The following is a 22,463-nucleotide window of genomic DNA, read 5'->3' on the forward strand; positions in this document are numbered from 1 at the left end:
CGCTTTCCTAGTCTCGATCCTCCAGCCCTTCACCGAGGCGGTCCAGCGCGAGGCGGTCGAGGAGGCCGTGAACGTCGCCGCCCTGGACCATCTGCGCGAGGATGATCCTCGTGAGGAGCAGCTGGTCGACCCCGAGGCGGTCCGTCGCTTGGTCGCCGCGGGCAGCACGGTCGACGAGCGCCTGCTGCTCGACGCGCTGATCTTCGAGGAGCTCCATCTCGCCCACGCCGTCGCGGTCGCACGTTCGGCCGGGATGATCTACCCGGCCCGCACCGCGCTCGAGGCGCGGGGGATGGCCGACGGGACGGCCAGGTAGGCGGCGGGACGGCCGACTGGTGACTCCCTGGCACCGCGACGAAGAGGGAGGCGCGAGGATGTGCGGACACGTTCAGTCGTCGGAGGCCAGACGGGCACTCCAGTAACCCGGTCGTCGGCTCTCATGCGCATAGGCGAGGACGAGGATCGAGCCGTCCGACTCGGCGTACACGATGCGGAGTCGGAACGGTTGCACAGCACGCGACCGGATCACGGTGCCTCGGGTCGAAGACGCCAGCGGAGGCCACGATCGGGGCGATCGCCGGACGGACAGGATCGCCCGCTCGACCGCGTCGAGCAGGAGATCTCCCAGGCCAGGGCGCTGGTCGTCCAGATGTAGTGCGGCGGCGAGGAGCTCCTCGTGTGCGGCGGGGTGCTCACGCCACGGAAGCGTCATCGGCGGTGGACCGCCAGCTGCTCACGCACGGACTCGAGTGCGTTCGGGCCATCGACGCTGTGCACCGAGCCGTCCTCGATCTCCTCAAGGCGCTGGAGCGCTTGTGACGTCCACGCCTTCTCGGCGCCCTCGGCATCCGTCGCCTCGTCGGCGGAGTCGGAGGCTTCGAGGGCATGCAGCAGCTCATGGACCAGATCGGTCAAGTCCTGGTGGCTGAGCTGCTGAGCATCCCTCAGGAGCTCGGAGACGCTGCGTTCCATGCATCGAGTGTAGGGACGCGCCTCGACAGCCACCAGGTGCTGGGCGTCGATGTGGATGGCAACCACCGTCCCCGGTCCGTCCGGGGAACCGAGAGCGTCAGCGTTCTGTCACAGGCCTGCTCACGCCCCCAGCAGCCGGTCCACGTACTCGTTGCGGAACACCCGCTCGGGATCGAGCCGGTCCCGCAGCGCCCGGAAGCGCTCCAGGTCCGGATACTGCGACTGCACCACCTCCGGGTCCAGCGTGAACACCTTCCCCCAGTGCGGCCGAGGCGCGAAAGGGGCGAGGCGCTCCTCGATCTCGGGCAGCAGCGCCGCGACCTCGGCGGGCCGCTGCTTCCAGGTGAAGTGCACGCAGGCGCTGTCCCGGTGTTGGGCGGGGGAGAGCCACAGCTCGTCGGCCGCGACGGTCCTCACCTCGGAGGCGTGCAGCAGCGGACGGATCCGCTCGCCGAGCGGCATCACCGCCGCGAGCGCCTCGCCGATCCGCTCGCGCGGCACGAAGTACTCCGACTGGATCTCCTCGCCGCTGGACGGGGTGAACTCGAGCCGGAAGTGGGGCAGGCGCTCGTGCGCCGGCCCCGGCTCGCCGGTCTGGTCGGTGCAGAAGTCGGCGGGCATCCCCGGCAGCGGGTGCACGGGACCCGGCGCCCGTCGGCCGCCGAGCCAGTGCTCCGGCAGCGCCGCGTCCTCGTCAGTGTCCTCGCTCAGGCGCTGCTTCACCCAGGCCTGGGCGATGTGCCCGTCCCAGTGGTGGAACAGGCTCACGCTCGCGCCCGCCCCGAGCATCTCGGCGAGGCTGCCCTCGTCCATCCGCTCGGCGGGGAAGTCGAGGTGGACCGTCTGCCGCATCGGCGCGGCCGGCACCAGGTCGAGGGTCAGGTGCGTGGCGATCCCGAGCGTGCCGAGGGAGAGGACCGCCCCGTCGAACACGTCGGGGTCGGCGTAGCGGGACAGCGTCACCAGGTCGCCGCCCGCCGTGACCAGCTCGATCTCCCGCACCGAGGAGGCGAGGGAGCGCGAGCGGTTCCCGGAGCCGTGGGTGCCGGTCGCGCTCGCCCCGCCCACCGAGATGTGCGGCAGCGAGCCCATATTCGGAAGTGCCAGCCCGGCCGCATGGGCGGCGACAGCGAGCTCGCCGTAGCGCACCCCGGCGCCGACGCGGACCGTCGCAGCGGCCATGTCGATCTCGATCTCCGGCGGCATCGCCGTGAGGGTCACCAGCGGCCCGTTCGACGCCGCGACCTCGGAGAAGGAGTGCCGGGTGCCGAGCGCCCGCAGCCTCGCGCTGCCGGCGACGAGCTGTTGCAGCGCGGTGACCGAGGTCGGGGCGTGCAGCGGTCCCGGCCCGTAGTCCACGGTGCCCGACCAGCTCAGCCCGGGGGAGTGGAGGGCGGGATCGGGGGTGCTCGAGGTGGGCATCTTCGCTCCGAGGTGTCGAGGGACGCGGTCACGGGGTGCCGGACGGCGCACGGGCCAGGGCTGTGTGCGGCGCGGCCGGCGCGCGTGTCGGGCCGGCATGGCAGGAAATGTACCGCCAGGACCCATGTGGGGCCCCGCATGAGTCCTGGCGGCAGCAAAAGCTGTCGACCACCGGCGGACGGGGCCCGCCGGCCGGGCCCTGCCGCACGGACGGGGCCGGGCCCGCACGGCAGAGGGGGCCGTCACCCGGGCCCGCGCGGCCGACGGAACGGGCGGCCCGTCCCGTCGGCTGCCCCAGCCCGCCCCGTCGGCCGGGCCGCTCAGAACCCCTGGGCGAGGCGGTGGAATACCTGGTTGGTGCGCAGCTCCTGGGCGAAGGAGCGCACGGTCGTGGTCTCGTCGATGATCGCGAGCTCGATATCCGCGATCGTGGCGAGGTCCTCCCACACCTCCAGGCCCACCGCCGTGGTCATCACGGTGTGGTGGGCGGCGCCGGCGGTCAGCCAGCACTCGGCGGAGGTGGCGAAGTCGGGCTGCGGCTCCCACACGGCGCAGGCGACCGGCAGCTTCGGCAGCTCCTCGTCGGGCTCGACCACCTCGACGACGTTCGCGACCAGGCGGAACCGCTCGCGCATGTCGGACAGCGCCACGACCACCGCGGGGCCCGCGTCGGCCATGAACTTCAGGCGCACCGGGTCCTCGCGGTCCCCGATCCCCAGCGGGTGGATCTCCAGCGAGGGCTTGGCGGTGGTGAGGGTGGGGGAGACCTCGAGCATGTGCGCGCCGAGGATCTTCTCGCTGCCCGGCGTCATGTCGTAGGTGTAGTCCTCCATGAGCGAGGCGCCGCCGGGCAGGCCGTAGCCCATCACCGCGGCCACCCGCACCAGGATCGCGGTCTTCCAGTCGCCCTCGGCGCCGAAGCCGTAGCCGTCGGCCATGAGGCGCTGGACGGCCAGGCCCGGCAGCTGGCGCAGCCCGCCGAGGTCCTCGAAGTTCGTGGTGAACGCGCCGAAGCCGCCGTCCTCGAGGAAGCGGCGCAGGCCCAGCTCCTGCCGGGCGCCGTAGCGCAGCGACTCGTGGCGCTCGCCGCCGCGGCGCAGCTCGGGCACCACGTCGTAGAGCTCCTCGTACTCGGCGACGAGCTCGTCTACCGCGCTCTCCTCGATCCCATCGACCACCTCGACGAGGTCGTTGACGCCCCAGGTGTTCACGGAGACGCCGAGCCGCAGCTCGGCCTCGGTCTTGTCGCCCTCGGTGACGGCGACGCCGCGCATGTTGTCGCCGAAGCGGGCGAGCCTGAGGGAGTGCATCTCCGCCCAGCCGGTCGCGGCGCGGGCCCAGCGGCCGATCTTGGCCTGCACCGTCTCCTCCGAGGCGTGGCCGACCACGGTCTTGCGGTCCACGCCGAGACGGGTGGCGATGTACCCGAACTCGCGGTCGCCGTGCGCGGCCTGGTTGAGGTTCATGAAGTCCATGTCGATCGTGGACCAGGGCAGCTCCACGTTCGCCTGCGTGTGCAGGTGCAGCAGCGGGGTGGCCAGCGCGTCGAGGCCCTGGATCCACATCTTCGCGGGGGAGAAGGTGTGCATCCAGGTGATGACGCCGACGCAGGCCGGGTCCGCGTTCGCGGCCAGCGCCATCTCGCGGATCGCGTCGCGGTCGGTGAGCACGGGCTTCCACACGATCCGCACCGGGATGTCGGAGGCGTCGAGGGTCTCGGCGATGGTGCGGGACTGCGTGGCGACCTGCTCGAGGGTCTCGGGGCCGTACAGCCCCTGGCTGCCGGTGAGGAACCAGATCTCGCGGGTCTCGAAGGGGTTGTGCATGGTGCGTCCTCGTCTCTGAGTGGGATCGGTGCGCCCCAGGGGCGGCGGGTCGGTGAGAGCTGGTGGCGCAGGCGGCGGGGCGTGCGCCTGGCGGGCGGGCCGGCGTCAGCGCTGGCCGTAGACGTTCTGGTAGCGATCGAAGAGGGAGTCGACGAGCGACTGCTCGATGGGCAGCGGCTCGCCGAGCTGGCGGGAGACGTGCACGGTGCGTGCGACCTCCTCGCACATCACGGCGGCCTTCACCGCGGCGCGGGCGTCCTTGCCGATGGTGAAGGGGCCGTGGTTCTGCATGAGCACGGCGGGGGAGCGGGAGCCCTCCAGCGTCTCGACGATGCCGCGGCCGATCGAGTCGTCGCCGATCACGGCGAAGGGGCCCACGGGGATCGGGCCGCCGAACTCGTCGGCCATCATCGTCAGCACGCAGGGGATCTCCTCCCCGCGCGCGGCCCACGCGGTCGCGTAGGTGGAGTGGGTGTGCACCACCCCGCCCACGTGGTCCATGTGCTCGTAGACGTAGGCATGGGCGGCCGTATCCGAGGAGGGGGAGAGCGAATCCGGGGTGCCGTCGACGATCTTCGCGCCGTCGAGGGTGCACACCACCATCGTCTCGGGGGTCAGGTCGTCGTAGGAGACGCCGGAGGGCTTGATGACGAACAGGCCGGGGACGCCCTCCGGCAGATCCGGGACTCGCTCGGAGACGTTCCCGGCGGTCCACACCACCAGCTGGTTGCGGGGCAGCTCGGCGTGCAGGGCGGCGACGCGCTCGCGCGTCGCGGCGACGGCGCGCTGGGCGGCGTCGGGCAGGTCGGTCAGGACCAGGGTCATGGGGCTTCCTTCCGGTGCGGGGTCTGCAGTGTTGTCAACGTTCACAGATGGAGCCGAGGGCGATGTCGCCCGGTCGGCGGGCGAGGTCGGAGGCGTCCCGACGGGCCGATCTGCTGTGGTGGCGAGGTGGTCGTGACGGTCGCGCGAGCAGTCGGCCGACGGGCCGCTCCTGCGCCGCGCCGGTCGCCGGATCAGCGGAGCAGGTCTCCGGCCCGGCGGGCGAGCGGGAGTCCGTCGCGGTAGGCGTCCAGCCAGGTCGTGTGGCCCTCGCGGCCGGCGTCGTCAGGGGAGCGGGTGGTGATGTCCTGGCCGGCGAAGACGACCTTGTCGAGGTAGGCGCTGAGGGACTGCGCGTCACCCACGGCGGTGGCACCCGATCCGTCAGCCGCTCCGCCGGCGGCTCCGTCGGCCGCGGCGGTGCGGGCGGTGTGCGCGGCGAGCAGCGCCATGCCCCAGGCGCCGCCCTCGCCGGCTGACTCGCCGAGCGCGACCGGCACGCCGAGCGCGTCGGCGAGCACCTGCTGGGCGACGCCCCGGGTGCGGAAGATGCCGCCGTGGGCGTACATGACGTCCAGTCGGACGCCCTCGTCCCTCAGCAGTGCGTCCATCCCCACGGCGAGGGCTCCGAAGGCGCCGTAGAGCTGGGCGCGCATGAAGTTCTCGAGCGTGAAGCGGGCGGACTGCTCGCGCACCAGCAGCGGGCGGCCGGAGGCGACCCCGGTCTGGTGCTCGCCGGAGACGTAGTTGTAGGTCAGCACGCCGCCGGCGTCGGCGTCCCCGTCGGCCCCTGCGGAGAACAGCGTCCCGTAGAGGTCCTCGGCGGACTGCGGTGCCCCGATCAGCTCCGCGAACTGCGAGAACAGGCCCAACCAGGCGTCGAGATCGGTGGTGCAGTTGTTCGTGTGGATCATCGCGACCGGGTGACCCGACGGCGTGGTGACCAGGTCGATCTCCTCGCGCGGCCCGGACAGCGGCCCCTCGAGGACGACCATCGCGAAGGCGCTGGTGCCGGCCGAGACGTTGCCGGTGCGGGGCTCGACGGCCTGGGTGGCGACCATGCCGGTGCCGGCGTCGCCCTCGGGCGGGGCGGTGATCGCCCCGGGCTGCAGCGTCCCCGACGGGTCCAGCAACGCGGCGCCCTCGGCGGTCAGGTGCCCGGCGTCCTGCCCGGCGACGAGCACCTTGGGCAGCAGGTCCGGCAGCGACCAGGGCATCGCGTCGATCGGGTCGAGAGCGGCGGTGCGCTCGAGCAGCTCGGCGTCGAAGGAGTCGCCCGAGGCGCCGATCGGGAACATGCCGCTCGCATCGCCGACGCCGAGCACCTTCTTCCCGGTGAGCTTCCAGTGCACGTAGCCGGCGAGGGTGGTGAGGAAGTCGAGGCGCTCCACGTGCTCCTCGCCCTGCTGCACGGCGTGCAGGAGGTGGGAGATGCTCCAGCGCAGCGGGATGTTCTGCTCGAGAGTCTCGCTGAGCCGCGCCGCGGCTTCGGTGGTGAAGGTGTTGCGCCAGGTGCGGAACTCGGCGAGCTGCTCGCCGTCCGCGTCGAGGGCGAGATAGCCGTGCATCATCGCGGAGATGCCGAGGCCGCCGAGGGTCGTGAGCTCGACGCCGTGCTGCGCGCGCACGTCGCGGGCGAGGTCGGCGTAGCAGTCGCGGACCCCGGCCCACACCGCGTCCAGCGAGTAGGTCCAGATCTCGCCCACCAGCTCGTTTTCCCAGGCATGGGAGCCGGTGGCGAGCACGGTGCCGGTGCCGTCGACCAGGGCGGCCTTGATGCGGGTGGAGCCCAGCTCGATCCCGAGATGGGCGCCGCCGTCGGCGATCAGGGCCGCGGCGTCCTCCCCTCCGGGTGCGGGGAGGAGGACTGGGCGGGGGACACGTCAGCGTGCGTCATGGGGTCACTGAACCAGGTCTTCGACCGCTCTGTCAACGTTCACATCGCAGAGCCCGACTCCCGGACAGGGGCCGCTCAGTGGGTCCGCTCGGGGCGGGTCGAGCGGCGCACCACCAGGCGCGGCGACAGGGGTGGCGGGGGAGGGCCGGGGTCCTCCGGATCCTCCAGCAGCTCCAGCAGCCGGTGCAGCGCGAGCCGGCCCAGCTCCGCGAACGGCTGAGAGACCGTGGTCAGCGAGGGGAGCAGGTACTCGGCGCCGACGGTGTCGTCGAAGCCCGCCACCGCGACGTCCACCGGCACGCGCGCGCCGTGCTCGTGCAGCGCGTGCAGAGCCCCGATCGCCATCATGTCGTTCGCCGCGAAGATCGCCTCCGGCACGTCGCCCGCGAGCAGGGCGCGCGTCAGCTCGTACCCGGACCTCGGCGTCCAGTCGCCGGGCGCGGTCGTCGTCCCCTCCAGGCCCAGCTCCGCAGTCGCCTCGCGGAAGCCGTCGAGGCGGGCGCGGGCGTCGTACCAGTCCGTCGGGCCGGCCAGGTGGGCGACCGAGCGCACGCCCGTCCGTGCGAGGTGCTCGACCACCGCATGCGCGCCGAGGCGCTGGTCCACGCCCACGACCTGGGTGGATGCGGTCGCAGGAGGCTGTGCGGAGACGGCGAGGACGGGGATCGTGGAGGCCGCCGCCGCGACCACCGGCTGCATCCCCTCGTGCGCCGCGACCACGAGGATCCCGTCGACGCCCGAGCCGATCAGCTCGGCGCCCGGCGTGGCCCCCGCAGGGTCCCCGGGGCGGACCGTCGTCAGCAGCACCGAGTAGCCAGCCTCGCGGGCTGCGGCCTCGATCGCGGTGACCGTCTCGGAGGGGCCGAACAGCGAGGAGCCATCGGTGAGCAGGCCGATCTGCGAGGAGCGGGTGGTCTTCAGGGCGCGGGCGGCGCGGTTCGGGGTGTAGCCGGTCTCCGCGATCGCCGCGAGCACCCGCTCCCGGGTCTCGGGGCGGACGATGCCGGGCTGGTTGAGCACGCGGGAGACCGTCTGGTACGAGACCCCGGCGCGGCCTGCGACGTCGGCCATCGACGGGCGGCGCGTCGCTGGACTCATGGCGTCCTCCTCGCTGACGGTCGGTGGAGCGGCACTCTACAGGGCGATGACCTGCACGGATCGCCCGGTCCGAGCTCGGCGGGCAGTGGTGGCGGGCGCTCCCGGCAGGGTGCGGCGCGGGGCGCGATCGGCGGCGTTGCGGCATCGTGACCCGCGGCGCGGTGGTGTCGGTTGACACGCGACTTGATGTGAACGTTATCATCCTGGCGACCGATGCCATCGAGGGCATCGGTCGAATCGGACGCGGGGCCGCTGTCGGCCCGACGTCCACGCCGACGAACGGCCGGTCCCCACGGCGAAGGTGCCCGAGGGAGCCGATGTGCCGCACGCGGTGTCCCGCTCCCGATGAGGGGAGCGGGCGGAGATTTCGACGAGGAGAGATCCATGCACAACCGCAGAAGCTTCATCCTGGGCGGCACCGCCGCCGCGGCAGCGCTCGGCCTCGCGGCCTGCGGCGGGACCGGCGCCGGCTCCGGCGGCCCCGACCCCGACGCCGCCCCCGAGGACCAGACCGTCGGCGTCGCCATGCCGACCCAGACCTACGAGCGCTGGGTCGCCGACGGGAACAACATCAAGAAGGGCCTGGAGGACAAGGGCTTCACCGTCGACATGCAGTACGCCGACGACGACATCCCCACCCAGCAGCAGCAGATCGACCAGATGATCAACTCCGGCGTCTCCGTGCTGCTGATCGCCTCGATCGACGGCGCCTCGCTCTCCTCGCAGCTCGACGCCGCCGAGGCCGCGGGGATCCCCGTGATCGCCTACGACCGCCTGCTCACCGACAACGAGAACGTCGACTTCTACGTCACCTTCGACAACTACAAGGTGGGCGTGAACCAGGCCAACGCGCTCCTGTTCGGCCTGGGAATGCTCGACGAGTCCTTCGAGCCCGCGGCCGATGCTCCCGAGGGTCCGCTGAACGTCGAGCTGTTCGCCGGCTCGCTGGACGACAACAACGCCCACCTGTTCTGGAAGGGTGCGATCGACACCCTGCAGCCCTACTTCGACGAGGGGACCCTGAAGGTCCTCTCGGGGCAGATGGACATCGAGCAGGCCGCCACCCAGCGCTGGGAGCAGGAGACCGCGCAGAAGCGCATGGAGAACCTCCTGACCACCCACTACAACGGCGGCGAGGAGCTCGCCGGCGTGCTCGCCCCGGCCGATCCGCTCTCGCGCGGCATCATCAACGCCCTGCAGAACGCGGGCCTCGGCCCCACCATCGAGGAGGGCCTGCCGATCGTCACCGGCCAGGACGCCGAGATCGCCTCGATCAAGCTGATCGCCGACGGGGTCCAGTCCTCCACGATCTTCAAGGACACCCGCAACCTCGCCGAGCAGGCGATCGTCGCGGCCGAGTCGATCCTGAACGGCGAGGAGCCCGAGGCGAACGACACCGAGACCTACGACAACGGAGTGGTCGTCGTCCCCTCCTACCTGCTCGAGGTGCAGATGGTGCTGCAGAGCAACTATGAGGAGATCATGGTCGACTCCGGCTACTACACGGCGGAGCAGGTGGAGTCCGGCCAGCTCTGACGCAGGCGAGAAGCACCGAACCACCGGTGGGGTCCCGGCGCGCCGTCGTGCCGTCGGGACCCCCTGCCCGAAGGAGGTCCCCGTGGCCGAGAACATCCTCGAGATGCGGTCCATCACCAAACGCTTCCCCGGCGTCGTCGCCCTGAAGGACGTGTCCCTGACCGTCGGCGAGGGGGAGATCCACGCGATCTGCGGCGAGAACGGCGCCGGCAAGTCCACGCTCATGAAAGTCCTCTCGGGCGTCGAGCCCGCCGGCACCTACGAGGGCGAGATCCACTACCGCGGACGCCCCGTCAGCTTCGCGAGCATCAACGACTCCGAGGCCGAGGGGATCGTGATCATCCATCAGGAGCTCGCGCTGATCCCCCACCTCTCCATCGCGGAGAACATCTTCCTCGGCAACGAGCAGAGCCGCGGCGGCGTCATCAGCTGGCACGAGACCAACGCCCGCGCCGCCGAGCTGCTCGAGCGCGTGGGGCTGAAGGAGAAGCCCGTCACCCCCGTCGGCCAACTGGGCGTGGGCAAGCAGCAGCTCGTCGAGATCGCCAAGGCGCTCTCGAAGGACGTGAGCCTGCTGATCCTCGACGAGCCCACCGCCGCCCTGAACGACGACGACTCCGAGCACCTGCTCGGGCTGATCCGCGACCTGCGCGAGAAGAGCGGCGTCACCAGCATCATCATCTCCCACAAGCTCGGGGAGATCGCCGCGGTCGCCGACGCCACCACCGTGATCCGCGACGGCTCCACCATCGAGACGATCGACATGCGCGTGCCCGAGCAGGAGCGGGGCACGCTCGTCCCGCGGATCATCCGCGGCATGGTCGGGCGCGACATCGACAGCCTCTACCCCGAGCGGAATGCCGAGATCGGCGAGGAGATCCTGCGGATCGAGGACTGGCACGTCGGCCACCCCACCCAGCCCGGCCGCGTCGTCGTGGACGGGGCGTCGCTGACCGTCCGCGCCGGCGAGGTCGTCGGCATCGCGGGGCTGATGGGCGCCGGCCGCACCGAGCTCGCCATGAGCGTGTTCGGCCGGTCCTACGGCCGCGACATCTCCGGCCGCGCCCTCATCCACGGCAAGGAGGTGCAGCTGCGCTCGGTCGCCGACGCGATCGACGCCGGCATCGCCTACGTCTCCGAGGACCGCAAGCGGTACGGGCTGAACCTGATCCAGGACATCCGCACCAACATCACCGCCGCCGCGCTGAAGAAGATCCGCACGGGCGGCTGGCTGAACGGCAACGAGGAGATCGCGGTCGCCGAGCGCTACCGCTCCTCGCTGAACATCAAGACGCCGACGGTCATGGCGACCGTCGGCAAGCTCTCGGGCGGCAACCAGCAGAAGGTCGTGCTCAGCAAGTGGCTGTACACCGAGCCGGACCTGCTGATCCTCGACGAGCCCACGCGCGGCGTCGACGTCGGCGCCAAGTTCGAGATCTACACGATCATCAACGAGCTCGCCGAGGCGGGCAAGGCCATCATCGTCATCTCCTCGGAGCTTCCCGAGGTGATGGGGCTGGCCGATCGCATCTTTACGCTGTCCGCGGGCCGGGTCACCGGCGAGGTCGCCGCCCAGGACGCCACCCAGGAGCGCCTCATGGAGCTCATGACCATGGAGAGGGAGTGAGCGCGGCTCATGGCCGGGACTTCTGACATCAAGGAGCTGCTCACGCGCAACCTGCGCACCAGCGGCATCTACATCGCGTTCGTATTCATCATCCTGCTGTTCACGATCCTCACCGGCGGCCAGCTGCTCAGCCCCGGCAACCTCACGAACCTCGTGCTGCAGTACTCCTACATCCTGATCCTCGCCATCGGCATGGTGCTGATCATCGTGGGCGGGCACATCGACCTCTCCGTCGGCTCGGTGGTGGCGCTGACCGGCGCGGTCGCCGCGGTGGTGGTGATCGGCAACGGGCTGCCCTGGTGGCTGGGCGTGCTCGCCGCGCTCGGCACCGGCGTGCTGGTGGGGCTGTGGCAGGGCTTCTGGGTCGCGTACGTGGGGATCCCCGCGTTCATCGTGACCCTGGCCGGCATGCTCATCTTCCGCGGCCTGACCATGCAGGTGCTCGGCAACGTGTCGCTCTCGCCGTTCCCGCAGGAGTACCAGTTCATCTCCGGCGGCTTCCTCAACGGACTGCTGGGCGGCCAGGGCTTCGACGCCTTCACCCTGTTCCTCGCCGCCGCGCTGGTGGTCGTCTTCGCGATCCAGGAGTACCGCGGACGCCTCGCGAAGCTGAGGTACAAGCAGCAGGTCGAGGCGTTCCCGCTGTTCTGGGTGAAGATCGCCGCGGTCGCGGTCGTGGTCATGGCCTTCGCCTGGCAGCTCGCGCACTCGCGCGGCCTGCCGGTGGTGCTGATCCTGCTGGCGGCGCTGGTGCTGGTCTACGGCTTCATCAGCCAGCGCACGATCGTCGGCCGGCACATCTACGCCATGGGCGGCAACCTCCAGGCCGCGAAGCTCTCCGGCGTGAAGGTCCGCCGCGTGAACATGTGGCTGTTCATCAACATGGGCCTGCTCTCCGCGGTCGCGGGCATCGTCTACTCGGCCCGCTCGAACTCGGCCCAGCCCGGCGCGGGCAACATGTTCGAGCTCGACGCGATCGCCGCGGCCTTCATCGGCGGCGCGGCCGTGACCGGCGGCATCGGCAAGGTGCACGGTGCGATCATCGGCGGCCTGATCATGGCGGTGATGTCCAACGGCATGCAGATCATGGGCATCGACCAGTCCACCCAGTCCGTGGTGCGCGGCGTGGTGCTGCTGATCGCGGTCGCCTTCGACGTCTGGAACAAGAAGCGCTCGCAGGCCGGCGCCTGAGCCGCAGCTGGCGAGAGCGGATCCAAGCCGCCGCGCATCCCCTCACCGGAGGAAGTGCGCGGCGGCTCTCGCTCGCGCGCGACCGCGGTCGCGGCCCGAGCCGAGGAATGCGTGATTCCGAGCCGGATCCGGCCCGGACGTGGCTCAGAACTGCACCATCTTCGACCCTGCCGCCCGCCGGCCGCCATGGGGAGGCCGAGGCGGACCGAGCCGCACGGCAGATCGGTCGGGCGGAGTGTTGACGCTCACGTTACAACGATGTAAATTCTGGAGCAGCACACGAAGATCCGGGCTGGGAGCCCGCGGCAGAGCCGCCCGCCCCGCCCACCACGAAGAGGTGGCCCGCATGATGCAAGGTTCTTCCCGCGCTCCCCGCGGCGGTGCCCGGACGGGCCCCGTGCTGGGCAGGCGCTCCCTGATGCAGGGCGCCGGGGCGCTCGCCGCACTCGGCGCGCTCGCCGGCTGCGCCGGCGCGTCGGCCCGACCCAGCGACGACATCGCCTTCTGGCACCTGCTCTCCGGCCCCGACGGGGTGACGATGGGCGAGCTGCTCGACGGCTACATGGCCACCGACGGCGCCGCGAAGGTCACCCAGACCGTCCTGGCCTGGGGCGCGCCGTACTACACGAAGCTCGCCATGGCCTCGGCCGGCGGCCGGGCCCCGGACCTCGCGGTCATGCATGCCGCGCGCGTCCCCGGCTATGCGCCCGGCGGGCTCCTGGACGAATGGGACCTCGACCTGCTGGGAGAGTTCGGGATCCGCCAGGAGGACTTCCCGGAGCTGATCTGGGACAAGATGGTCGTCGACGACAAGCTCACCGCGATCGCGCTGGACTCCCACCCCTTCGTCCTCTACTACAACACCGAGATCGCCGAGGCCGCCGGGGTGCTCGGCAGCGACGGGCTGCTGCTGCCCACCGACACCCCCGAGGACTTCCGCGCCCTCGCCCTCGAGCTCGGCGGGAAGGCGCCCAGCGGCTTCGGCCTCAGCTGGGGCTATCTCGGCGACGGCTCGAACCAGTGGCGCATGTTCTCCACCTACTACTCCCAGCTCGGCGGCACGATCGAGCTGCCCGAGGGCGGGACCATGCAGTACCAGGAGGAGCTCGTCGTCCAGGCGATCGAGTGGACCCTCTCGCTCATCGACGGGGAGGTCGGCAACGGCGGCCACGACGGCGGCACCGCCATCTCCGAGTTCGCCACCGGCGGTTCCGGCGCCTTCTACGGCGGTGTGTGGGAGACCGGCAGCTACAAGAACGAGGGCCTGCCCTTCGACATGACGATGATCCCCGGCGTCTTCGGCGAGCCGGTCGCCTACGCCGATTCGCACTCCTTCGTCCTGCCCCACCAGATGAGCCCCGACGAGGAGCGCCGACGCACAGTCCACGCCGTGGTCGCGCACCTGCTGAAAAACTCGATCGACTGGGCGGCGGCCGGTCACATCCCCGCCTACTCCCCGGTGGTCGAGGACCCGGCCTACGGCGAGCTGGTCCCGCAGTCGCACTATGCCGACGCCGTGGACCACCTGGTCTACGACCCGCCGGCCTGGTTCACCGGCTCCGGCAGCGACTTCCACACCTACTTCGGCAACGACATGCAGAACGTGTGGGCGAGGCGCACCGACCCGCTCGACGGCTGGAACGCCTTCGTCGCGCGGATCAACTCGCTGCTGCAGAAGCCCAGCCCGATGTGAGCGCGGTGCCCCTCATGCCCGAAGCCACCACCGCGCCCGCGGCAGCCTCTGTGCCTGCGACCGCCAACACACCCCCAGCCCCCGCCGGCGTCCGCGCGCTCCGCGACCCGATCCGTCGGCCCCGCCCGTCCCTGCCCCGTCCGCCCGTCGAAGGAGACGTTCGATGACCACCGCAGACGACCTCGTCACCCCGCCGGGGAAGACCGCCGCCCCCTCTCCCGCGCTCACCCCGGCGCTGAGTCCCGCCCGTCGGCGCCGACGCCGCAGCGAGAACCTCCGCGGCTGGCTCTACCTCGCCCCGTTCCTGCTCGCCTTCGGCCTGTTCCTCATCTGGCCGACGGTCTACGGGCTGTGGATGAGCTTCACCGGCACCTCGCTCGCGGGCACGAACACCCAGTTCGTGGGGCTCGCGAACTGGAAGGAGGCGCTCGGCGACCCGCAGGTGTGGACGTCGCTGGGCAACACGGTGTGGTTCACCGTGCTCTCCACGATCCCGCTGGTGCTGGTGGCGATGCTGCTGGCGGTGCTGGTGAACATCGGCCTGCCGGGGCAGTGGTTCTGGCGGCTGAGCTTCTTCATGCCCTTCCTGCTCGCCTCCACCGTCGTCTCCCAGTTCTGGAACTGGATGTACAACCCGCAGCTGGGGCTCGTGAACACGATCCTGGGATGGTTCGGGATCGCGGGGCCCGCCTGGCTGCAGGACCCGAACACCGCGATGATCTCCGTGGTCATCACCACCGTGTGGTGGACCATCGGCTTCAACTTCCTGCTCTACCTCGCCGCGCTGCAGAACATCCCCGACCAGCTCTACGAGGCCGCCTCCCTCGACGGCGCCAGCGCCTGGCAGAAGTTCCGCTCGATCACCCTGCCGCAGCTCGCGCCGACGACGGTGCTGGTGCTGGTGCTGCAGATGCTCGCCTCGCTGAAGGTCTTCGACCAGATCTACCAGATGACCGGCGGCGGTCCCGGCGGCTCCACCCGCCCGGTGCTGCTGTACATCTACGAGGTCGGCTTCACCGGGTACCGCCTGGGCTACGCCTCGGCGATCTCCTACATCTTCTTCTTCCTGATCATCATCATCTCGATCGCCTACATGGTGATCTCCTCCCGACGGAGCGTGAAGGCATGACCCCGACTCCGACCGCCCGCCCGGCACAGGCCGCGCTCCCGGGCCCCGCACCGGTCCCGTCCACGTCGAAGGAGTCCCGCTCATGAGCGCCGCGAACCCCGCCGCCGCCCCCGCCATGCCCGTGCGCGCCAAGGCGGCCGCGAAGGCCCAGCCGGTGACCGTCGCAGGCCGACGCCGCCGCGGCCCCACCCCGGCCCGCATCCTGGCCTTCGTGATCCTCGCCGTGTTCGCCCTCGCCTGGCTGACGCCGGTGCTGTGGGCGGCGCTGACCTCCTTCAAGACGGAGGCGGAGGCCGCGGCGATGCCGGTGACGATCGTGCCGGAGAACGGCTTCACCCTCGAGGCCTATCTGAACGTGCTGCGCGAGGGTCTCGTGCCCCGCTGGGCGTGGAACAGCCTGATCACCTCCGCGGCGGTCACCCTGATCACCGTCGCGATCTCGTCACTGGCCGGCTACGCCCTCTCCCGACTGCGCTTCGCGGGGCGGCAGATGGTGGTCATGCTGATCGTCGCCTCGATCATGATCCCCGGCCAGATCCTCATCGTGCCGCTGTTCCAGCTGATGCTCTCGCTGAACCTGGTGGACACCTACTGGGGCATCATCCTGCCGCAGGTGGTCGCCGCCCCGATGGTGTTCATCCTCAAGAAGTTCTTCGACCAGATTCCCTTCGAGCTGGAGGAGGCCGCGCTGATGGACGGCGCGAGCCGGCTGCGGATCTTCTGGTCGATCGTGCTGCCGCTGTCCCGCCCGATCCTCGGCGCGGTCGCGATCTTCGTGTTCATCGGCGCGTGGAACAACTTCCTGTGGCCCTTCATCGTCGTCAACGACTCGAACCTGATGACGCTGCCGACGGGCCTGCAGACCGTGATCAGCGCCTACGGCATCCAGTACGCGCAGAACATGGCCCAGGCGATGCTCGCCGCGCTGCCGCTGATCGTGGTGTTCATGTTCTTCCAGCGCCAGATCATCAAGGGCATCGCCACCACCGGCATCGCCGGCACCTGAGCGGCGGTGTCCAGCAGGGAGGCCGCATAGGTCACATGGGTTTGCCTCCCCGCGCTCACCTGGCCTGGGATGGAGGGACGGCCGCCGGCGGGCGGCGACCCCGTCCCAGCAGGAGGCAGCCCATGACGATTCTCGAGCACTCGATCGTGATGGGCGGGAGCATGGCCGGCCTGCTCGCCGCCGCGGCCCTCGCCCCGCACAGCGCCCGCGTCACCGTCGTCGACCGCGACCCGCTGCACGTCGACGGCCCTGAGGCCTTCGCCCCGCGCCGCGGCGTCCCCCAGGGCGGGACCGTCCACCGCCTGCTCGCCCTCGGCGAGGCGCGGATGGAGGAGCTCCTGCCGGGCCTGCGCGAGGATCTCCTCGCCGCCGGCGCCGCCTCGCGCGCCGCCCGCGAGGCGGACCCCGTGCTCGAGGAGGCGACCCCGAACGAAGGCGCCCCCGCCGCGGCCGACGGCCCGCTCGGGACCGACGAGCACGACGCCCCGGGCATCGACGAGCAAGGCACCCTGTGGCTCACCCGCCCCGTCCTCGAGGGCGTGGTGCGCCGCCGCGTCCTCGCCCTGCCCGGCGTCGAGGCGGTCCAGGGCGCCGTCGGAGGGCTCCTGACCAGCGACGACAAGCGCACCGTCACCGGCGTGCAGCTCCGCGGCGGGGACGCCGGCGAGCTGCACGGCGACCTCGTCGTCGATGCGACCGGGCGCAGCAGCCGCGCCGCCACCTGGGTCGAGGGCCTCGGCGGCACCCGTCCGCGCACCCTCGGCACCCGCGTCCACGTCGCCTACACCTCGCAGCGCCTGCGCCTGCGCGGGGGCGCGCTTCCCGAGGGCACCGAGTCTCTCGGGCAGCCGGCGACCGGCAACAGCCCCTTCACGATCGACCTCGAGCCCTGCGGGGCCGGGGAGCACATCCTCTCCGTCGCCGGCACTGCCCGCCACCAGCCGCCCGCGGTCCTCGAGGGTCTGCTGGACATGGTCGCGCTGCTGCCTGAGCGGGAGACGGCCGACGCCCTGGACAGCGCGCTCGAGGGCGCGGAGCCGGTGGGGGAGCCGTCCGTCGCCAAGGCCGCGGGCGCCCATCGCCAGCTGTGGGAGGAGACGACCGACGGGCCCGCGGGCCTCGTCCACGTCGGCGACTCCGCCGCGATGTTCACCCCGCTGTACGGCCAGGGCATGACCATGGCCGCGGTCGGCGCGGTCGCGCTGCGGGACACGCTCGCGGACGACGGGGCCGACGGTCTCGCCGCCCGCTTCCCCCGTCTGCTCGGTGCCCTGCTCGACCGCGCCTGGGAGATCACCACCTCCCGCGACGCGCAGATCGCCGGCGCCGAGATGCTGGTGGACGGCGCGGTGGTCGAGGAGCTCCCGGCGCCGGGACCGCTCGTCGGCGCGGCGCCCGGCGAGTAGCTCGGTCCCCTGGGCACACGCCGGCGGCGCGGGCTCTGACTCGGCGCTGACCGGGCCTGCACGGCTCAGCGCGAGTAGGTGAGGATCCGGTAGCGCAGCCCGTTCGCGTCCTCGTGCCAGCCCTCGGCAGGATCGGCAGCGGTGACCGTGAAGTCCGCGGGGATCTCGGGGGCGAGGGTGTCCCCGTCGACCTCGAGGTCGATCTCGGTGACGACCAGCTGCTCGGCGACCTCGATCGCGTCGGCGTAGATCGAGCCGCCGCCGATCACCCAGGTGGTCCCTGCCGGGCCCGACTCGGTCGCGGCGAGCTCGAGCGCCTCCGGCAGCGAGCGGGCGCGCACCGCGCCGGGCAGCTCGAGGGTGTCGTCGCGGGTGATGACGATGTTCGTCCGCCCAGGCAGGGGGCGGAAGCGCGGCGGGAAGGATTCCCAGGTGCGGCGTCCCATCACGACGGGGGAGCCGGAGGTGGTGCGCTTGAAGTGCTTCAGGTCCTCGGGCAGGTGCCAGGGCATGTCGCCGCCGGCGCCGATCACTCCGCCGCGCGCCTGTGCCCAGATCATGCCGATCCGCGGCGCGGCCGCATCGTCGGCCGCGCCCGTTCCGCGCACGCCGTCGGCCGCGCTCGACGCGCGCGCCTCGGCCGGCCCGGCGCCGGGATCCGCGCCCGTGCTGCTCGCCCCGTCGGCCGCACTCATACCGCCACCGGTGCCTTGATTCCCGGGTGGTGCTGGTAGCCGACGATCTCGATGTCCTCGGGCTCGTACTCGAGGATCGAGTCCGGCCGACGGTTCAGCCGCAGCTCGGGGTAGGGGAACGGCTCACGGGAGAGCTGCCGCTCCACCTGCTCGACGTGGTTGTCGTAGATGTGGCAGTCCCCGCCGGTCCACACGAAGTCGCCGACCTCAAGGCCCGTCTGCTGGGCGACCATGTGGGTCAGCAGCGCGTAGCTGGCGATGTTGAAGGGCACGCCGAGGAAGAGGTCGGCGCTGCGCTGGTACAGCTGGCAGGAGAGCTTCCCGTCGTGCACCTCGAACTGGAACAGTGCGTGGCAGGGCGCGAGCGCCATGGCGGGGATGTCCGCCGGGTTCCAGGCCGAGACGATCAGGCGCCGCGAGTCGGGGTTCGTGCGGATCTGCTCGACCACCTCGGTGATCTGGTCGATCACGCCGCCGTCGGGGGTGGGCCAGGAGCGCCACTGCGCCCCGTAGATCGGGCCGAGGTCGCCGTTCTCGTCGGCCCACTCGTCCCAGATCGTCACGTCGTGCTCGTGGAGGTAGCCGATGTTCGTGTCCCCGCGCAGGAACCACAGCAGCTCCACGATGATCGAGCGGGTGTGCACGCGCTTAGTCGTGACCAGCGGGAATCCCTGCGAGAGGTCGTAGCGGATCTGCTTGCCGAAGAGGCTGCGGGTGCCGGTGCCGGTGCGGTCGCCCTTGGCGTGGCCGGTCTCCAGGACCTCGCGCAGCAGGTCCTCGTAGGGGGTCGGGATCGTCACCGGGGGAGCTCCTCGTTCTCGGGGCGGGCAGTGGGTTCGGGCTCGGGCAGGACGGCGCCGGGAGCCGGGGGAGCGGCCGACGGGGCGGCTCCGGCGGCCGCCGACGGGGTGGGTGCCTCCGGCGACGCCTCGACGGCAACCGGCACCGTGGACTCGCGCACGACCAGCGAGTACGGCGTGTCGATCGTGCGGGGCGGGCCGTCGTAGCCCTGGATCCGCTCGGCGAGCAGGTCCAGCGCGGTCGCGGCGAGGGTGAGCTTGTCCGGCGCGATGGTGGACAGCGACGGGATGGTGAAGGGGCTGTCGGGGGCGTCGTCGTAGCCGATCACGGCGACGTCCTCGGGCACGCGCTGGCCCAGGCGGCGCAGCATGGCGAGCGCGCCGGTGGCGAGGTCGTCGTTGCCGCACACGATCCCGTCGACCTTCGGATGGCGAGCGAGCAGCTCGCGCGCCCCGCCGAAGCCGTCCTCGCGCCGCCAGTCGTCCACCACCTGGATCCGGGCGGGATCGCCGCCGAGGCCGTGCGCATCCAGCGCCGCGAGGAAGCCGTCGCGCCGCAACGTCCCGGAGGAGTGGGGCTGCTTGCCCTGGGCGGTGTCGATCGCGCCGATGAACGCCAGGCGCCGACGGCCCTGCGCGATCAGGTGCGAGGTCGCCTCGTACGCGGCGCCGACGTTGTCGATGCGCACGTAGTCGCTGCCCTGGGGGAGGGTCTCGGGGAGGTGCTCGCCGATGAACACGGTGGGCTGGCTGGTGCGCTCCATCCGCGCGAACAGCTCCTCCTCGAGCATCAGCGGGTTGAAGATGACCCCGTCGCCGAGCACGCGCTTGAACCCCTCGAGCACGGTCCGCTCCGCCTCGCGCCCTCCGGAGGTCGAGTGCAGCAGGATCGTCTGCCCCCGCTCCTGCGCCACCTCGATGAACTGCTGGGCGAGGTTCGAGAAGTAGGAGAAGTCCAGCGAGGGGACCGCGAGGGTGATCATGCCGCTCGCCCCGGTGCGCAGTTGCTGCGCCGCGACCTGGGGGCGGTAGCCCACCTGCAGGATCGCCTCGCGCACCTTCTCGCGGGTGGAGTCCTTCACGTGGGGGTAGTCGTTGACCACGTTGGAGACGGTCTTGATCGAGACTCCCGCGAGCTCGGCGACGTCGCGCAGCGACGGCGGACGTCGGCGGCGGGTCGCGGGGCTCGAGGGCATGAGGTCGATTCTCGCACCGTCCAGGGCGGGCGGTGTGCGGTTGGTGCGGACGTCACTGTGGAGGGCTCTGCGTTCACTGGCCGTATACCGGGAGCCTCGGCCGTATAACGCGAGGGTCCGGTATTCCGCCAGTGAACGCACCGGGCCGACGGCCGCAGTTGGGGTGGAATGGCCGAAGGGGGGCGACGGCAGAGCGGGGAGCGGAGGGGTGTGCCGGCGGGTCGAGGCCGCGGGGTGTGTCGGCGGGATGCCGTTGACGGGGAGGCGGGCCTGTGGAAGCATGTTTCCAACGTTGTAGAAACGGTCGTCGCACCGGCGCGCAGCTGCCCGGTCGCACGACCTCGCCGCTCCCTCGCTCCGCCGTCGATCGCCGCTCCGGCGCCGCATCGCCGGCCCGCCCCACCTCAAGGATGCCGACACCGATGTCTTCGCCCGTCACCCTCACCCTGCACCCGTCCTTCCAGGTCGCGCCCGTGCGCCGCCGCACCTTCGGCGCCTTCGTCGAGCACCTCGGCCGCTGCGTGTACACCGGCATCTTCGAGCCGGATCATCCGTCGGCCGACGAGGACGGCTTCCGCACCGACGTGCTCGCCCTGACCCGCGAGCTCGGCGTGAGCTCCGTGCGCTATCCGGGCGGCAACTTCGTCTCCGGCTACCGCTGGGAGGACGGCGTGGGCCCGGTCGAGGTGCGCCCCGCCCGCCACGACCTCGCCTGGCACTCCACCGAGCCCAACACCGTCGGGCTCGACGAGTTCATGGCCTGGGCGAGCAAGGCCGAGGTCGAGCCGATGTACGCGGTGAACCTCGGCACCCGCGGGATCGAGGAGGCGCTCGACGTGCTCCAGTACGCGAACGCCCCCCGCGGCATCGCGTACTCGGACCAGCGCGCCGATAACGGCCACGCCGAGCCCTACGGCATCCGCATGTGGTGCCTCGGCAACGAGATGGACGGTCCCTGGCAGGCCGGGCACAAGACCGCCGAGGAGTACGCGCGGATCGCCACCGAGGCCGCCCGCCTCATGCGCCAGGAGGACCCGGAGCTCGAGCTGATCGCCTGCGGCTCCTCCAGCTCGCAGATGGAGACCTTCGCGGCCTGGGAGAACACCGTCCTCACCGAGTCCTACGACCTGGTCGACATGATCTCCGCCCATGCCTACTACTCGGAGAAGGACGGCGACCAGGCCTCCTTCCTCGCCTCGGCCGACGACATGGACCACTTCATCGACTCCGTCGTCGCGACCGCCGATCACGTGCGTGCCAAGCTCAAGCGCGACAAGCGCATCATGATCAGCTTCGACGAGTGGAACATCTGGTACCAGCACCGCGCCGAGTCCCGCCCGCCCAGCGGCGATGACTGGCCGGTCGCGCCCGTGCTGCTCGAGGACACCTACAGCGCGATGGACGCCGTCGTCTTCGGGAACCTGCTGATCTCCCTGCTGCGCCACAGCGACCGCGTCGCCTCCGCGTCCCTCGCCCAGCTGGTCAATGTCATCGCCCCGATCATGACCGCGCCCGGCGGGGAGGCCTGGAAGCAGACCACCTTCCACCCCTTCGCGCTCACCTCCCGTCACGCGGCCGGGCAGGTGCTCGACGTGCGCGTGACCGCGCCGAGCTTCGAGAACACCCGCTTCGGCGAGAGCTCCGCGGCCGACGCGGTGGCGACCTGGGACGAGGCCAGCGGTGCGCTGACCCTGTTCGTCGTCAACCGCGGACCCGAGGGCGAGCAGGTGCTGGACGCGGACCTCGCCGGCTTCGGCGATCTCGAGCTGGTCGAGGCCGTCACCCTCCACCACGAGGACCCCTACGCCGCGAACACCCAGGACGCGCCCGAGACCGTCGTGCCCGCACCGAACGACTCGGTCGCGCTGGACGGCGGCCGCCTCGTCGGCGCGCTGCCGGCGATCTCCTGGTCGATGATCCGTCTGGCCCGCCGGGCCTGACCTCCTGACATGGTCCGGCCGGGTGGAGCGCCCCCGGCCGGGCCGCCACCCACCCGTCCGCCACAGCCCGCCGTCCGCGCCCCGCGTCTGCAGATGTGGGCTCTGAGCGGCACGCTGAGCCGCTGAGCGCCGCGGCGTGCCGCTGGAGTCCCCTTTCTGCAGACGCTCCGCCCCACCGACCTCGCCCCGCCACTCCGAGGAGCCCTC

General features: G+C 71.5%; 18 protein-coding genes. 9 read left to right on the forward strand and 9 right to left on the reverse strand.

Annotated features, from left to right (window positions below; all coding sequences use genetic code 11):
• Window positions 1-67: 67 nt before the first annotated feature.
• Window positions 68-316, forward strand: coding sequence for a hypothetical protein (locus RBL05_RS11590; RefSeq protein ID WP_308739345.1), 249 nt, complete (start codon window positions 68-70; stop codon window positions 314-316).
• Between the two features lie 392 nt (window positions 317-708).
• Here the strand turns inward: RBL05_RS11590 and RBL05_RS11595 are convergent, their stop codons facing one another.
• The 6 genes from RBL05_RS11595 to RBL05_RS11620 form a co-directional block, all read right to left on the reverse strand.
• Complete coding sequence (locus tag RBL05_RS11595) at window positions 709-972, reverse strand: hypothetical protein (RefSeq protein ID WP_308739344.1); 264 nt, start codon at window positions 970-972, stop codon at window positions 709-711.
• Between the two features lie 120 nt (window positions 973-1,092).
• Window positions 1,093-2,394, reverse strand: a complete 1,302-nt coding sequence (locus tag RBL05_RS11600; protein ID WP_308739343.1) for a D-arabinono-1,4-lactone oxidase — start codon at window positions 2,392-2,394, stop codon at window positions 1,093-1,095.
• 320 nt (window positions 2,395-2,714) lie between these two features.
• Window positions 2,715-4,220, reverse strand: coding sequence for an L-arabinose isomerase (gene araA, locus RBL05_RS11605; protein ID WP_308739342.1), 1,506 nt, complete (start codon window positions 4,218-4,220; stop codon window positions 2,715-2,717).
• A gap of 105 nt (window positions 4,221-4,325) precedes the next feature.
• A complete protein-coding gene (locus RBL05_RS11610; RefSeq protein WP_308739341.1) occupies window positions 4,326-5,045 on the reverse strand; it encodes an L-ribulose-5-phosphate 4-epimerase in 720 nt (239 codons plus the stop codon).
• 191 nt (window positions 5,046-5,236) lie between these two features.
• A complete protein-coding gene (locus RBL05_RS11615) occupies window positions 5,237-6,787 on the reverse strand; it encodes an FGGY-family carbohydrate kinase (RefSeq protein ID WP_318603648.1) in 1,551 nt (516 codons plus the stop codon).
• Between the two features lie 227 nt (window positions 6,788-7,014).
• The gene (locus RBL05_RS11620; RefSeq protein ID WP_318603649.1) at window positions 7,015-8,037 is read right to left on the reverse strand and encodes a LacI family DNA-binding transcriptional regulator; all 1,023 of its coding nucleotides are present in this window, start codon (window positions 8,035-8,037) and stop codon (window positions 7,015-7,017) included.
• Between the two features lie 384 nt (window positions 8,038-8,421).
• Here RBL05_RS11620 and chvE point away from each other — a divergent pair, with 384 nt between their 5' ends.
• From chvE to RBL05_RS11655, 7 genes are all read left to right on the forward strand, one after another.
• Entirely contained in the window at window positions 8,422-9,573 is a 1,152-nt protein-coding gene (gene chvE, locus RBL05_RS11625) for a multiple monosaccharide ABC transporter substrate-binding protein (RefSeq protein WP_308739337.1), read from the forward strand.
• A gap of 82 nt (window positions 9,574-9,655) precedes the next feature.
• Window positions 9,656-11,200 carry a multiple monosaccharide ABC transporter ATP-binding protein gene (gene mmsA / locus RBL05_RS11630; protein ID WP_308739336.1) on the forward strand — a complete coding sequence of 515 codons (1,545 nt, stop codon included), beginning with the start codon at window positions 9,656-9,658 and terminating at the stop codon, window positions 11,198-11,200.
• Between the two features lie 9 nt (window positions 11,201-11,209).
• Window positions 11,210-12,391, forward strand: coding sequence for a multiple monosaccharide ABC transporter permease (gene mmsB, locus RBL05_RS11635; RefSeq protein WP_308739335.1), 1,182 nt, complete (start codon window positions 11,210-11,212; stop codon window positions 12,389-12,391).
• Window positions 12,392-12,809: 418 nt separating this feature from the next.
• Window positions 12,810-14,084 (forward strand): extracellular solute-binding protein, encoded by a 1,275-nt coding sequence (locus RBL05_RS11640; protein ID WP_318604317.1) that lies wholly within the window; start codon window positions 12,810-12,812, stop codon window positions 14,082-14,084.
• 163 nt (window positions 14,085-14,247) lie between these two features.
• A complete protein-coding gene (locus RBL05_RS11645) occupies window positions 14,248-15,213 on the forward strand; it encodes a carbohydrate ABC transporter permease (protein WP_308739334.1) in 966 nt (321 codons plus the stop codon).
• A gap of 82 nt (window positions 15,214-15,295) precedes the next feature.
• On the forward strand, window positions 15,296-16,219 hold the full coding sequence (locus RBL05_RS11650; RefSeq protein WP_318603650.1) for a carbohydrate ABC transporter permease: 924 nt from the start codon (window positions 15,296-15,298) through the stop codon (window positions 16,217-16,219).
• A gap of 122 nt (window positions 16,220-16,341) precedes the next feature.
• Entirely contained in the window at window positions 16,342-17,625 is a 1,284-nt protein-coding gene (locus tag RBL05_RS11655) for a hypothetical protein (RefSeq protein WP_308739333.1), read from the forward strand.
• A gap of 65 nt (window positions 17,626-17,690) precedes the next feature.
• On the opposite strand, the gene RBL05_RS11660 is transcribed toward RBL05_RS11655, so the two are convergent.
• The 3 genes from RBL05_RS11660 to RBL05_RS11670 are packed head-to-tail and all read right to left on the reverse strand — an operon-like array spanning window position 17,691 to window position 20,316.
• Complete coding sequence (locus tag RBL05_RS11660) at window positions 17,691-18,320, reverse strand: dihydrofolate reductase (RefSeq protein ID WP_308739332.1); 630 nt, start codon at window positions 18,318-18,320, stop codon at window positions 17,691-17,693.
• Window positions 18,317-19,120, reverse strand: coding sequence for a thymidylate synthase (locus RBL05_RS11665; protein ID WP_308739331.1), 804 nt, complete (start codon window positions 19,118-19,120; stop codon window positions 18,317-18,319). The genes RBL05_RS11660 and RBL05_RS11665 overlap by 4 nt, the downstream gene beginning before the upstream one ends.
• Complete coding sequence (locus tag RBL05_RS11670; protein ID WP_308739330.1) at window positions 19,117-20,316, reverse strand: LacI family DNA-binding transcriptional regulator; 1,200 nt, start codon at window positions 20,314-20,316, stop codon at window positions 19,117-19,119. The genes RBL05_RS11665 and RBL05_RS11670 overlap by 4 nt, the downstream gene beginning before the upstream one ends.
• 422 nt (window positions 20,317-20,738) lie before the next feature.
• Here RBL05_RS11670 and RBL05_RS11675 point away from each other — a divergent pair, with 422 nt between their 5' ends.
• On the forward strand, window positions 20,739-22,256 hold the full coding sequence (locus RBL05_RS11675; RefSeq protein ID WP_308739329.1) for an alpha-N-arabinofuranosidase: 1,518 nt from the start codon (window positions 20,739-20,741) through the stop codon (window positions 22,254-22,256).
• Window positions 22,257-22,463 lie beyond the last annotated feature (207 nt).

It is taken from the genome of Brachybacterium sp. GU-2 (genome assembly GCF_030866705.2).
Classification (GTDB): domain Bacteria; phylum Actinomycetota; class Actinomycetes; order Actinomycetales; family Dermabacteraceae; genus Brachybacterium; species Brachybacterium conglomeratum.

Excerpts from the sequence above, each read along its gene's own strand:
- RBL05_RS11640 (WP_318604317.1), top strand. The coding sequence starts at position 12,810 with ATGCAGGGCGCCGGGGCGCTCGCCGCACTCGGCGCGCTCGCCGGCTGC.
- RBL05_RS11610 (WP_308739341.1), bottom strand. The coding sequence starts at position 5,045 with ATGACCCTGGTCCTGACCGACCTGCCCGACGCCGCCCAGCGCGCCGTC.
- RBL05_RS11620 (WP_318603649.1), bottom strand. The coding sequence starts at position 8,037 with ATGAGTCCAGCGACGCGCCGCCCGTCGATGGCCGACGTCGCAGGCCGC.
- RBL05_RS11600 (WP_308739343.1), bottom strand. The coding sequence starts at position 2,394 with ATGCCCACCTCGAGCACCCCCGATCCCGCCCTCCACTCCCCCGGGCTG.
- araA (WP_308739342.1), bottom strand. The coding sequence starts at position 4,220 with ATGCACAACCCCTTCGAGACCCGCGAGATCTGGTTCCTCACCGGCAGC.
- mmsB (WP_308739335.1), top strand. The coding sequence starts at position 11,210 with ATGGCCGGGACTTCTGACATCAAGGAGCTGCTCACGCGCAACCTGCGC.
- RBL05_RS11650 (WP_318603650.1), top strand. The coding sequence starts at position 15,296 with ATGAGCGCCGCGAACCCCGCCGCCGCCCCCGCCATGCCCGTGCGCGCC.
- RBL05_RS11645 (WP_308739334.1), top strand. The coding sequence starts at position 14,248 with ATGACCACCGCAGACGACCTCGTCACCCCGCCGGGGAAGACCGCCGCC.
- RBL05_RS11655 (WP_308739333.1), top strand. The coding sequence starts at position 16,342 with ATGACGATTCTCGAGCACTCGATCGTGATGGGCGGGAGCATGGCCGGC.
- RBL05_RS11670 (WP_308739330.1), bottom strand. The coding sequence starts at position 20,316 with ATGCCCTCGAGCCCCGCGACCCGCCGCCGACGTCCGCCGTCGCTGCGC.
- RBL05_RS11595 (WP_308739344.1), bottom strand. The coding sequence starts at position 972 with ATGGAACGCAGCGTCTCCGAGCTCCTGAGGGATGCTCAGCAGCTCAGC.
- RBL05_RS11660 (WP_308739332.1), bottom strand. The coding sequence starts at position 18,320 with ATGAGTGCGGCCGACGGGGCGAGCAGCACGGGCGCGGATCCCGGCGCC.
- RBL05_RS11675 (WP_308739329.1), top strand. The coding sequence starts at position 20,739 with ATGTCTTCGCCCGTCACCCTCACCCTGCACCCGTCCTTCCAGGTCGCG.
- chvE (WP_308739337.1), top strand. The coding sequence starts at position 8,422 with ATGCACAACCGCAGAAGCTTCATCCTGGGCGGCACCGCCGCCGCGGCA.